9 protein-coding genes are annotated in these 12477 nt (G+C 71.3%); 3 read left to right on the plus strand and 6 right to left on the minus strand.

The window, feature by feature from the left end:
• The first annotated feature begins 82 nt into the window (after window positions 1–82).
• Window positions 83–3367 carry a S8 family serine peptidase gene (locus AB0E78_RS05055; protein ID WP_361828372.1) on the plus strand — a complete coding sequence of 1095 codons (3285 nt, stop codon included), beginning with the start codon at window positions 83–85 and terminating at the stop codon, window positions 3365–3367.
• 52 nt (window positions 3368–3419) lie between these two features.
• Here the strand turns inward: AB0E78_RS05055 and AB0E78_RS05060 are convergent, their stop codons facing one another.
• From AB0E78_RS05060 to AB0E78_RS05070, 3 genes are read right to left on the minus strand one after another with little or no spacing between them, the layout of a single operon-like run.
• On the minus strand, window positions 3420–4361 hold the full coding sequence (locus AB0E78_RS05060) for a molybdopterin-dependent oxidoreductase (protein ID WP_361828375.1): 942 nt from the start codon (window positions 4359–4361) through the stop codon (window positions 3420–3422).
• Between the two features lie 50 nt (window positions 4362–4411).
• Window positions 4412–5230, minus strand: a complete 819-nt coding sequence (locus AB0E78_RS05065; RefSeq protein ID WP_361828378.1) for a hypothetical protein — start codon at window positions 5228–5230, stop codon at window positions 4412–4414.
• Between the two features lie 2 nt (window positions 5231–5232).
• Window positions 5233–5769: a sigma-70 family RNA polymerase sigma factor gene (locus AB0E78_RS05070; RefSeq protein ID WP_361828381.1), complete on the minus strand. Its 537-nt coding sequence runs from the start codon at window positions 5767–5769 to the stop codon at window positions 5233–5235.
• 183 nt (window positions 5770–5952) lie between these two features.
• Here AB0E78_RS05070 and AB0E78_RS05075 point away from each other — a divergent pair, with 183 nt between their 5' ends.
• On the plus strand, window positions 5953–6969 hold the full coding sequence (locus AB0E78_RS05075) for an aspartate-semialdehyde dehydrogenase (protein WP_361828384.1): 1017 nt from the start codon (window positions 5953–5955) through the stop codon (window positions 6967–6969).
• Here the strand turns inward: AB0E78_RS05075 and AB0E78_RS05080 are convergent.
• From AB0E78_RS05080 to AB0E78_RS05090, 3 genes are all read right to left on the minus strand, one after another.
• Window positions 6959–7627, minus strand: coding sequence for an MFS transporter (locus AB0E78_RS05080; protein WP_361828387.1), 669 nt, complete (start codon window positions 7625–7627; stop codon window positions 6959–6961). The two genes, AB0E78_RS05075 and AB0E78_RS05080, sit on opposite strands and share 11 nt — an antisense overlap.
• A 33-nt stretch (window positions 7628–7660) precedes the next feature.
• The gene (locus AB0E78_RS05085; RefSeq protein ID WP_361828390.1) at window positions 7661–8167 is read right to left on the minus strand and encodes a DUF1203 domain-containing protein; all 507 of its coding nucleotides are present in this window, start codon (window positions 8165–8167) and stop codon (window positions 7661–7663) included.
• 167 nt (window positions 8168–8334) lie between these two features.
• Window positions 8335–9582 carry a flavin-dependent oxidoreductase gene (locus AB0E78_RS05090; protein WP_361828393.1) on the minus strand — a complete coding sequence of 416 codons (1248 nt, stop codon included), beginning with the start codon at window positions 9580–9582 and terminating at the stop codon, window positions 8335–8337.
• A gap of 236 nt (window positions 9583–9818) precedes the next feature.
• On the opposite strand from AB0E78_RS05090, the gene pepN reads away from it, so the two are divergent.
• Entirely contained in the window at window positions 9819–12386 is a 2568-nt protein-coding gene (gene pepN / locus AB0E78_RS05095) for an aminopeptidase N (protein WP_361828396.1), read from the plus strand.
• Window positions 12387–12477: the final 91 nt, after the last annotated feature.

Consider the following 12477-nt stretch of genomic DNA (forward strand, 5'->3'; position numbering starts at 1 on the left):
AACAGCAGTCACTTACGTAAAGCTGAGCGGTCATCCGGTTCCGGATTCCGGACCTTTTCGACCTTTACGTACAGGGATGCTGATGCACAGATCCAGTGCTAGACGCACGACCCGCCTCGCGATAGCCGTCGGTCTGACCGCCGCGCTCTCCGCCGCCGGGCCCATACCCATGGCCCTCGCGGCCGACGGCGACCCCGGGGGTCGGACCACCCCCAAGTCCGCCGACAACAAACTGGGTTCGGCCGACGCCGACCTCCTCGCCGAGGCCCAGGCCGACGGCGAGAAGACCGTCACGATGATGGTCGCCACCGCGCCGGGCGCCACCGAGCAGGTCGCGGACCAGCTCGACGCCGTCAAGGGCGGTTCGGTCGGCCGGACGTACGACAAGCTCGGCTACGTACGCGCCACCGTGCCCACCGCGAAAGCCGAGGCCGCCATCGAGGCCGCCGGGAAGCTGTCGTCCGTGCAGGGCATCGACCTGCGGCACGAGATCGAGCTCGACGACCCGACGCCCGCTGCCGACCGGGCCAAGGGCGCGAAGAAGGCGGCCGAGGGGACGTACGCCGGGCCCGGCAAGGACACCCCGGCGAAGAACCCGTACAACCCGTCCTTCGAGACGGGCGCCGTCGACTTCGTGAAGAAGCACCCGAAGGCGGACGGCCGAGGCACCACCATCGGCATCCTCGACTCCGGCATCGACCTGGGTCACCCCGCGCTCAAGAAGACCTCCACGGGCGAGCGGAAGATCACCGACTGGGTGACCGCGACCGACCCGATCGTGGACGCGGACGCCACCTGGCGCCGGATGACCAACCCCGTCACCGGACCCGTCTTCACCTGGGACGGCGAGACGTGGAAGGCCCCCGCGGGCTCCTTCCAGGTCAACCGGTTCCGCGAGTCGGCCACCACCGGCGGCGACGCCAAGGGCGACATCAACCGTGACGGCGACACCACCGACAGCTGGGGCGTGCTCTACGACCCGGCCGCCGGCACTGTTCGCGTGGACCTGAACGACAACAACGACTTCACCGACGACGAGACGATGAAGCCGTACAAGGACGACCACCAGGTCGCCTACTTCGGCAAGGACGACCCGGCGACCGACGTCGTCGAGCGCGTCCCGTTCGTCGTCGAGATCCGCAAGGACGTGCCGACCGACCCGTACGGCGGCGACTGGGTCGGCAAGAAGGCCGACTTCGTCAACATCGGCGTCATCGAGTCCGAGCACGGCACGCACGTCGCGGGCATCACCGCGGCCAACGGCCTGTTCGGCGGCAAGATGAACGGCGCCGCCCCCGGCGCCAAGCTGGTCTCCTCGCGTGCCTGCACCTGGACCGGCGGCTGCACGAACGTCGCGCTCACCGAGGGCATGATCGACCTCGTGACGAAGCGCGGCGTCGACATCGTGAACATGTCGATCGGCGGCCTCCCGGCGCTGAACGACGGCAACAACGCGCGTGCCGTGCTCTACGGCCGCCTCATCGACGAGTACGGCGTCCAGCTGGTGATCTCCGCGGGCAACTCGGGCCCCGGCGCGAACACCATCGGCGACCCCGGCCTCGCGGACAAGGTCATCTCGGTCGGCGCCGCCATCTCCAAGGAGACCTGGGCCGCCAACTACGGCTCCGCCGTGGAGAAGAAGTACGCGATGATGCCCTTCTCCTCGCGCGGCCCGCGTGAGGACGGCGGCTTCGCGCCGATCATCTCCGCGCCGGGCTCGGCCATCAACACCACGCAGACCTGGCTGCCGGGCGCCCCGGTCGCCGAGGCGGGCTACCAACTGCCCGCCGGTTACTCGATGTTGCAGGGCACGTCGATGGCGTCCCCGCAGGCCGCCGGCGCTTCCGCGCTGCTGCTCTCCGCCGCGAAGCGGGAGAAGGTCGACCTCACCCCGGCGAAGCTGCGCACGGCGCTGACCTCGACCGCGAGCCACATCAGCGGTGAGCAGGCGTACGCGCAGGGCACCGGCCTGATCGACGTCGTGGACGCCTGGAACGCCATCGAGGACGACGCGAAGGCGCACACGTACACGGTGAAGGCCCCGGTCGACACCGCCCTTGAGCAGGAGCTGAAGAAGCCCGGCACCGGCATCTACGACCGCGAGGGCGGCCTGAAGACCGGCCAGAAGCGGACGTACGACGTCACGATCACCCGTACCTCGGGCCCGGACCGCGGCATCCGCCACGAGCTGGACCTGGTCAACAACCACGAGCACACCTTCAAGCTGCTCGGCAAGGGCGCGGTGACGCTGCCCCTGAACAAGCCGGTCACGGTCAAGGTGCAGGCGAAGGCCAAGTCTGCCGGGCTGCACAGCGCGATCCTGACGGTCGACGACGAGCGCACCGAGGGCATCGACCAGCAGATCATGTCCACGGTCGTCGTCTCGGCGCCGCTCGCCAAGCCCGCGTACACGTTCTCGGCGTCCGACGCGGTGCAGCGCAACAGCACCACGTCGTACTTCGTGACGGTGCCGAAGGGCGCCAAGTCCCTTGAGATGGCGCTCGGCGGCCTGAAGGACAAGAGCCAGACGCGGTTCATCGCGGTGCACCCGTACGGCGTGCCGCTCGACTCGACGTCGTCGCTCGTCTGCTACGCGAACTACGAGAACCCGGCCAACACCTGCCGCCCCGACCTGCGTTCGTACCCGGAGCCGCAGCCGGGCGTCTGGGAGATCGAGGTCGAGTCGCGCAGGACGTCCCCGCTCCTCGACAACCCGTACAAGCTGGACGTCTCCGCGCTGGGTGTCGCCTTCGACCCCGCCGTGCAGACGGTGCCGGAGGCGAAGGTCGGCACTCCGGCCCCCGTCTCCTGGAAGGTCACCAACAACTTCGCCGCCGTTGACGGCAAGTTGAAGGGCGGCCCGCTCGGCTCCGCGAAGGCGGCGAAGCCGACGATCAAGCAGGGCGAGACGCAGAAGACGACCGTGGTCGTGCCCGAGGGCGCGCAGCGGCTCGACGTCGCCATCGGCTCGACGGCGGACACCGCGGCCGACCTCGACCTGTCGGTCCTGAAGGACGGCGCGGTCGTGGGTTCGTCGGCGGACGGCGACTCGGAGGAGTCGGTCAGCCTGACCAAGCCCGCCGCGGGCACGTACGAGATCCAGGTGGCGGGCTACTCCGTCCCGTCCGGCGCCACGGCGTACGACTACCGTGACGTCTTCTTCTCGGCCGCGCTCGGCTCGGTGAAGGTCGACGAGTCGGCGCCGGTGAAGCTGGCGAACGGCGCTTCGGCCCAGGTCACCGCTCAGGTCGCGGCGGACGCTCCGGCGGCCGACGGCCGCCAGCTGTTCGGCGAGGTGTCCCTCCTGAACGGCCGGGGCACGGTGGCCGGCACGGGCAGCGTGCTCATCGAGAAGGTCGTTTCTTAGGCCGCCTCTTAGGCCGTCGCGGCCGTCTCCGGGGTCGGGGTGGTGGGGGTAGTCAGTCCCCCACCACCTCGACCCCGACCTCGTGCACCGCGTTACGCGCCCCCGCGAGCGGCTGTACGCGCCCGGCAAGATCCCTCGCCCGGCAGCGGATCCGATGCGGCCCCGGCGCCAACTCCCGGGTCAGGGTGAAGCGTTGCCACGTCGGGCCCGCGCCCGGCGGGTCCACCACGGCCGCCTCCCAAGGGCCCCCGTCGACCGAGATCCCGACCGCCACGACCTCCGTCGCACTCCACGCCCGGCCGCTCAACTCCACGTTCCCCGCGGCGAGTTCCTCCCCATCGCCCGGCGTGAACCACTTGCTGCTGACGTCCACCTCCCGCACCGGACTGAGGGACGTCTCCCCCGGCAGGACGCGGTTGTAGAACTGCGTGGTGAACACGTTGTCCGCCCTGCGGTCCGCGAGGACGACCCGGGTCAGCCACTTCACCGAGTTCGTGCCGAACATCCGCGGCACCACCGCGCGCAGGGGAAACCCGTGCTGGGCACGGAGCGGCTCCCCGTTCATCCGGTGCGCGAGGAAGACATCACGGCGGGCCACGTCCAGGGGCAGGTCCTTGACGTACGTGAGGCCGTCCTGCCCGTGGAACGACCCCGTGTCCGCGCCCTCGAACCAGACGTGCCGTGCGGCCGCGCGCGGCGCCGCCCGGTCAAGGAGCGCGGCGAGCGGCACCCCGGCCCACTCCACCTGCGCCACCGCCCGCGTCGGCACGTCCGGCGCGAAGGGGCTCCCGAAGCACTCGTGGAAGGCGGGCAGCCGGTGCGTGCCGAGCGCGAGCAGGGCGTCCATGTCCAGGCGCAGCGGACGCTCGACGAGGCCTTCCACCACCAGGGTCCAGTCGGTGACGTCGAGGTCCGGCACGCCCATGTGCTTGCGGACGAAGACGTCGTCCAGCGGGGTGAAGTCAGGCTCGGACGCGGGCACTTGGGTCATCATGTAGTAACCATAAGGCCCTAGTGACCCTTACGCCCAGCGCATTTCCGCACTCAGCAGGCCATCCCCGCCCCCTTCTCCGCCCCCTTCCCCTTGTCCCTGTCCTTGTCCCTGTCCCTGTCCTTGCCCTTGTCCTGTCGCAGCTCCCGCTCGATGAACGCCCGGTCCCTGGCGACGCCCGCCTCACTGTTGGACCAGAGGTCCGGTGACGCCTCCCCCTTCGGGATGCCGATCAAGGTCCGGTCGCCGGGGCGAAGGCGCGGGTCCACGTCCACATCCATCACGAACGTGACCTGCTCGGCCCCGTGGCTCGGCTTGTAGTAGCGGGTCACGTCCAGGACGATCCGCTCCTGGACGCCGCCGGGCACCGACTCGACCCGGTTCACCGTGCCCTCCACGATGAGCCGGGCGCAGGGCACGTAGGCCCCGGACTTCCGGTCCCCGGCCCCCGGCGCCGCCCCCTTCGCCGCGTCGGAGTCGGCGGAGCTCTGGCTGACCCCGCCCCCGCCCTCCATCGCGAGCCAGGCGGCCCCGCCCACCAGCGAGACGGCCGCCGCGGCCGCGGCGAGGCCGAGCGCCAGGGTCACGCGCCGCCGCCGGGCTCCGGCGGGGCGTAGGCCGGTCCGCCGGTCCGGTACGGGCTTCGGCTTCGGCTTCGGCTTCGGCACTGGCTTCGGCTTCGGCACCGCTGCCGGTCCGGGCTCCGGAGCCGCGAGCGCCCGGCCGACCACCCCGATGTGCTCCCGCAGCAGTGCGACATCCGCCACAGCCTCGGCGTGCTCCGCCGCGAGCTCCGGGTCCGCCCCCGGGCCACCGGGCACGGAATCGTCCGTGAGGGCCAGCATCAGCGCGTCGTACTCGTCCTTGGCCACCCTCACACCACCTCACCCTCGTGCAGCCGCGTCCGCAGGACCCGTACCGCCGTATGCAGCCTGCTCTTGACCGTGCCCTCCGGAATGCCCAGTTCGTCCGCTATCGCCCGTACCGGCAGATCGGCGTAGAAACGCAGCACGACGACCTGCCGCTGGGTGTCGGGCAGCGCCTCCAGGCCCTGGGTCACGGCCATCGAGAGCGCCCGCGACTCCGCCCCGTCCTCGTCCGTCGTCTCCCGCCACAGCACGGCGAGCCGCTCCCCGAGCCGCTCCTGCCGTCGGCGCGCCCGATGCCAGTCCATGGCGAGATTCGAGGCGACGACCGCCGCCCACGCGGACACGTCACGAGGCGCCTCGCGCCCGTCCGCCGCCCGCTCCAGGAGCTTGAGCCTGACCTGCTGGACGCCGTCGGGCAGATCGGCGTGCGGCACTCCGCCGAGCGCGAGCACCGCCCGCACCCGGTCCTCCTGGGCCGCATCGAGCGGATCGGACCGTTCCTCATGGTCCCGCCGGTCCCGTCGCGTTATTCCGCGCAGCAAGACACCCCTCCCGTCCCCACGTTTCCCCTAGGACGCGGGGCGGCCGGAAACGTTCGGCCGGGGACGACGGGAATGTGACATCCCGTACTCCGGACAATGGATTGGACAAGGCGGCCGTGGACAGACGCATGATGGAACGCACAGGCCAATGCCTATGCCCATGCACATACGGAGGAAGTTCCTGTGAAGGTCGGAATCGTCGGAGCCACCGGTCAGGTCGGCACGGTCATGCGCAAGATCCTCGTCGAGCGGGACTTCCCGGTGGACGAGCTGCGCCTGTTCGCCTCGGCCCGCTCGGCCGGCTCGAAGCTCGACGGTGTGACGGTCGAGGACGCCTCCACGGCCGACTACAGCGGCCTCGACATCGTCCTGTTCTCCGCGGGCGGCGCCACCTCGAAGGCGCTGGCCGAGAAGGTCGCCTCGCAGGGCCCCGTCGTGATCGACAACTCCTCCGCCTGGCGGATGGACCCCGAGGTCCCCCTCGTCGTCTCCGAGGTCAACCCGCACGCGATCGCGAACCGCCCCAAGGGCATCATCGCCAACCCGAACTGCACGACGATGGCCGCCATGCCGGTCCTGAAGCCGCTGCACAAGGAGGCCGGGCTCACCGCGCTCGTCGTGGCGACGTACCAGGCCGTGTCCGGTTCGGGCCTCGCCGGTGTCGACGAGCTCTTCGAGCAGGTCAAGAAGGTCGGCGACGACGCGCCGAAGCTGACGCACGACGGTTCGGCCACGGAGTTCCCCGCGCCGAACAAGTACGTCGCGCCGATCGCGTACAACGTCCTGCCGCTCGCGGGCTCCATCGTCGACGACGGTCTGAACGAGACCGACGAGGAGCAGAAGCTCCGCAACGAATCGCGCAAGATCCTGGAGATCCCGGGCCTCAAGGTCTCCGGCACCTGCGTCCGCGTGCCGGTCTTCACCGGTCACTCCCTCCAGGTCAACGCCCGCTTCGAGCGTCCGCTGAGCGCCGAGCGCGCCACCGAGCTCCTCGCGTCGGCCGAGGGCGTCATCCTCACCGACGTCCCGACCCCGCAGGTCGCGGCGGGCAAGGACGAGGCCTTCGTGGGCCGCATCCGCAACGACGAGACGGTGGAGAACGGCCTGGCCTTCTTCATCTCCGACGACAACCTCCGCAAGGGCGCCGCGCTGAACGCGGTGCAGATCGCGGAGCTGGTGGCGGCCGAGCTCAAGGGCTGACGCTCTTCTCATACGTACGCCGATGGGGGCGGTCCCGGTTATTCGGTGGCCGCCCCTTTCGCAAGCCCGGTGACGAGCAGGGCGAGCGCCGCGAGGCCGCTGCCGACGCCGCCTCACGGGCGCGCGGCGCGGCGGCCAGGATCCACTGCTGGGTGGAGACGGAGACCCCGCCGTAGGCCAGGCCCCACGCGACGAGAAGCGCCACGGACGCCAGGAGCGAGCCGCCCGCAGGCCCGAGCAGCAGGACCACGGCGGCCAGGCTCGCGGAGATGGCGAGCAGCGCCCGGCGCGGGTCGCGGGCCGCGAGCGCGCCGCCCGTGAAGTTGCCGACGATGCCCGCGACCCCGTACACGAGGAGCAGCCCGCTGATCAGCCCGGCGCCCAGGCCGGGCACCCGCTCCAGGACGGGGCGTACGTAGGTGTACGCGGCGAAGTGCCCGGTCACCAGGGAAAGCACCACCAGGAGCCCGGCCCGCAGCCGCGCGTTCCGCAGCAGCCCGGGGAACGCGCCGAGCCGCAGCGCCGCCGACGCCGGCAGCGGCGGGAGCACCGCCGCGAGCAGCCCGGCGACCGCGAGCGCGAACGCCCCCATCACCGCGAACGCCCAGCGCCAGCCCGCCAGTTCACCGAGGAACGTACCTGCGTGGACACCGAGCACGGACGCCACCGCGATGCGATCGCCCAGCCGTGGCTAAGGGCGGCGGACCTCGAAGTGGAAGCAGCCGTACTCGACGGCCCTGACGTGCACGAGGGCGACCTCCGGGTCGGCGAAGGCCTCCGCGAAGGCGGCGTCGAAGCCTTCCGTGGCCGGGGCCGGGATCTCAAGGAGGCGGCCCCCGACGATGCGGCCCTCGGCGCTGTAGCGGCGCAGGGTGCGCAGGGATCCGGGCCGGGCGAAGGGGTACTGCCCGCCGCTGGGCGCCGGGCCCTCGCAGTCGTCCGCGTGGATGAAGACGGGTCCCTGCTCGTCATAGGCACCGGGGGTGGCACCGGTCTGCTCGGCCCAGCGGCGCAGGGGCGCGTACGAGACGAGGGCGACGCGTTCGCCGGGGGCGACGGGGCGCAGACAGCAGCGGAGGGGGTCGCCTCCCTCCTCGTCCACGTAGGGCAGGCAGGGGCGTCCGGCGTCGTCGGTGTCGCGGAGCTGCTTGAGGGCGACGGGGTCGATCGGGAGAGGGGTGTAGGTCGTTGCGGTCATGGATCGAGGGTCGCGCGTGGGGGTGGGCGGGGGCTGGCGGATTCCGGACGTCGCTCTCCTCGGGTTCTTGAACAGCGGGCCGGTTCTTGAAGAGCGGGGAGGAGGCGCGGAGGAGGCCGGGAGGGCCCGCACGACCGGCTGGTCGGTGCCCGCCGCCGCACCCGCTGCTACCAATCCCCCCGCATACGCCGATACCCCTCCCCCAACCCCGCCAGCTCCTCCCCCGTCAAGACGTCCTCCACCCGCGCGAATCCCTCCGGAGCCCGCTCAGCCACGGTCCGCAGCACCTCGTCCACCGGCATCGCGCGATTCGCAAGGGCCACGACATTGGCGGCACCCCACCGCGCCGCCTCATAGGCCCGCAGCCCGGCCACCCGGTCCGCCCCGGCAAGGGCCACGCACCGCGCGAGCACCCGTGCGTCGAGCACCGCCTCCGAGCCGCCGCTCGACCCCACGGGGTACATCGGATGCGCCGCGTCGCCAAGCAGCGTCACGGGTCCGCGCCCCCACCACGGCAGCGGGTCCCTGTCCACCATCGGGTACTCCAGGATCCGGCTCGTGGACCCGGTCGCGGCGAGCAGCGCGGGCACGTCCAGGTCCCCGATCCGCCACCCGGAGAAGTGCGGCAGGACGTCGGAGAGGCGTCCCGCGCGGTTCCAGTCCACCGGGCCCGGCGACCCGTGGTGATGGACCGGGTAGCGCACCTCCGCCACCCAGTTGAGCAGCGCGCGCCCCCGCGTCTCCGCCTCCCGCGAGATCGGGTAGACGACGAGCTTGGCGGTCGCGTTGCTGCCCGCGAAGGCCATCGTCCGGCCGCCGAGCACCGGGTCCCACTCGGTGATGCCCCGCCACATCCGGATGCCGTTCCACAGCGGCGGCCCCTCGCCGGGATGCAGCCGGGCCCGGACCGCCGAGTACAGGCCGTCGGCGCCGATCAGGGCCCGCACCGGCACCGCGAACTCCCGCCCGCGCCGCACGTCCCGCAGGGTCACCCGCAGCGCCCCCGACCCCTCCGGCTCGGCGTACCGCACGAACGCCGTACCGGTCTGGACGGCGTTCTCGCCGATACGGTCGCGGACGGCGTCGAGGAGGATGAGCTGCAGGGCGCCGCGGTGCAGGGAGTACTGCGGGTAGTGGTGGCCGCGCGCGAGCCCCAGCGGCTCGCCCCAGATGTAGTTGCCGTGCCGGTCGAAGTGGATCGTCTCGGCGGTCGGCACGGCCGTGGCGGCCAGCTCGGCGCCGAGGCCGAGCTCCGTCAACTCCCGCACCGCGTGCGGCAGAAGGTTGATGCCGACCCCGACGGGCCGCAGCGCGTCCACCGCGTCGATGACCCGTACCCCGATGCCCGCCGCATGCAGGCTGAGCGCGGTGGTGAGCCCGCCGATCCCGGCTCCCGCGACGAGCACGTCGATCATGCGGCGCACCCCGCGCCACGTAATCGGGGTAATCGGGGTAATCGCGACAGGCGCGGCAGCCGTCGAAGATCCATGAACGCTCCCCCCGGGGCGTGTGTCGACGCGCGGATGCTAGCGGCACGGCAGCCCGCGAACAATGCCGCGTGACGGCCTGCGGACAATGCCCCGGCACGCCCGCTGATCCACGTGGAAGGATGGCTGGAAACGTCACAAGTCGTACCTGAGGAGATGACCGCGTGCCCGGCACCAATCTGACCCGCGAAGAGGCGCAGCAGCGGGCGAAGCTGCTCGCCGTTGACGCGTACGAGATCGATCTCGACCTCTCCGGCGCGCAAGAGGGCGGCACCTACCGCTCGGTGACCACCGTGCGTTTCGACTCCGCGGAGGCGAACGCCGAGACCTTCATCGACCTGGTGGCCCCGGCGGTCCACGAGGTCGTCCTGAACGGCCACGCGCTGGACGTCGCCGCCGTCTTCCGTGACTCGCGCATCGCGCTGAGCCACCTGGAGGCGGGGCCGAACGAGCTGAAGGTGGTCGCCGACTGCGACTACACCAATACGGGTGAGGGTCTGCACCGGTTCGTCGACCCGGTCGACCAACAGGCCTATCTCTACACGCAGTTCGAGGTTCCCGACGCGCGCCGGGTCTTCGCCTCGTTCGAGCAGCCCGACCTGAAGGCAACGTTCCAGTTCACCGTGAAGGCGCCGTCGGGCTGGACGGTCATCTCGAATTCGCCGACCCCGGAGCCCAGCGGTGACGTCTGGGTCTTCGAGCCTACGCCGCGCATGTCGACGTACATCACGGCGCTCATCGTCGGTCCGTATCACTCGGTCCACAGCTCATACGAGGGTCCTGGCGGCCAATCGGTTCCGCTCGGCATCTACTGCCGGCCGTCGCTCGCGGAGTTCCTCGACTCGGACGCGATCTTCGAGGTCACTCGGCAGGGCTTCGCGTGGTTCCAGGAGAAATTCGACTACGCGTACCCCTTCGCCAAGTACGACCAGCTCTTCGTGCCTGAGTTCAACGCGGGCGCGATGGAGAACGCGGGCGCGGTGACCATCCGCGACCAGTACGTGTTCCGTTCGAAGGTGACGGACGCGGCGTACGAGACGCGCGCGGAAACCATCCTCCACGAGCTGGCCCACATGTGGTTCGGCGACCTGGTGACGATGGAGTGGTGGAACGACCTCTGGCTGAACGAGTCGTTCGCCACGTACACGTCCATCGCCTGCCAGGCGTACGCGGAGAACTCGCGCTGGCCGCACTCCTGGACGACGTTCGCCAACTCCATGAAGACGTGGGCGTACCGCCAGGACCAGCTGCCCTCCACGCACCCGATCATGGCGGACATCCGCGACCTCGACGACGTGCTGGTCAACTTCGACGGCATCACGTACGCCAAGGGCGCGAGCGTCCTCAAGCAGCTGGTCGCCTACGTCGGCATGGACGAGTTCTTCCGGGGCGTGCAGGCGTACTTCAAGGCGCACGCGTTCGGCAACACGCGCCTGTCCGATCTGCTCGGCGCCCTTGAGGAGACCAGCGGGCGCGACCTGAAGACCTGGTCGAAGAAGTGGCTGGAAACGGCCGGCATCAACGTCCTGCGTCCGGTGGTCGACGTCGACACCTCCGGCAGGATCACGTCGTTCGCGGTGAAGCAGGAGGCCCCGGCGCTCCCGGCCGGCGCACAGGGTGAACCGACGCTGCGCCCGCACCGGATCGCGATCGGCCTCTACGACCTCGACGAGGAGAGCGGCAAGCTGCTGCGCACGGACCGCGTCGAGCTGGACGTGGACGGCGAACTGACGGCGGTGGACGCGCTGGTGGGCCGCGAGCGCCCGGACGTGATCCTCCTGAACGACGACGACCTCTCGTACGCGAAGGTGCGCATGGACACGGAGTCCCTGGCCTTCGTGACGGAGCACATCGGTGACTTCGAGGCGTCGCTGCCGCGGGCGCTGTCGTGGGCGTCGGCGTGGGACATGACGCGGGACGCGGAACTCCCCACGCGGGAGTACCTCTCCCTCGTCCTGTCCGGCATCGCCAAGGAGTCGGACATCGGGGTCGTCCAGTCCCTGCACCGTCAGGTCAAGCTGGCCCTCGAGCTGTACGCGGCTCCCGCCGGGCGTGACGAGGCGCTCGCCCGCTGGACCGAGGCGACGCTCGCGCACCTCCGCTCGGCGGAGCCGGGCAGCGACCACCAGCTGGCGTGGGCACGGGCGTTCGCCGCGACGGCGCGCACGGAGGACCAGCTGACCCTGATCGAGGAACTGGTCTCCGGCAAGCAGTCGGTCGAGGGCCTCGCGGTGGACACGGAGCTGCGCTGGGCCTTCGTGCACCGGCTCGCGGCGACGGGCCGGCTCGACGAGGCCGGGATCACGGCGGAGCTCGACCGCGACAAGACGGCCGCGGGCGAGCGGCACGCGGCATCGGCGCGGGCGGCGCGGCCCACTGCGGAGGCCAAGGCGGAGGCGTGGGCGTCGGTCGTGGAGTCCGACAAGCTCCCGAACGCGATCCAGGAGTCCGTCATCGGCGGCTTCGTCCAGACGGACCAGCGGGAACTTCTCGCGCCGTACGCGGAGAAGTTCTTCTCGGCGGTGAAGGGGGCGTGGGACTCCCGTTCGCACGAGATGGCGCAGCAGATCGCGGTGGGCCTGTACCCCTCGCTCCAGATCTCCCAGGCCACCCTGGACGCCACGGACGCCTGGCTGTCCTCGGCGTCCCCGTCAGCGGCCCTCCGCCGCCTGATCACGGAGTCCCGCGCAGGCGTGGAACGAGCGCTGCGGGCCCAGGCGGCGGACGCGTAGGCCTCCCGGGGGGGGGGGGGGGGGGGGTGGGGGGGGGGGGGGGGGGGGGCGCCCCCCCCCCCCCCCCCCCCCCCCCCCCCCCCCACCGCCG

The organism is Streptomyces sp. NPDC032198 (genome assembly GCF_040636975.1).
Taxonomy (GTDB): Bacteria; Actinomycetota; Actinomycetes; order Streptomycetales; family Streptomycetaceae; genus Streptomyces.

Bases quoted from the DNA above. Each gene is read 5' to 3' on its own strand.
- AB0E78_RS05055 (WP_361828372.1), top strand. From the start codon at position 83: ATGCACAGATCCAGTGCTAGACGCACGACCCGCCTCGCGATAGCCGTC.
- AB0E78_RS05090 (WP_361828393.1), bottom strand. From the start codon at position 9,582: ATGATCGACGTGCTCGTCGCGGGAGCCGGGATCGGCGGGCTCACCACC.
- AB0E78_RS05085 (WP_361828390.1), bottom strand. From the start codon at position 8,167: ATGACCGCAACGACCTACACCCCTCTCCCGATCGACCCCGTCGCCCTC.
- AB0E78_RS05060 (WP_361828375.1), bottom strand. From the start codon at position 4,361: ATGATGACCCAAGTGCCCGCGTCCGAGCCTGACTTCACCCCGCTGGAC.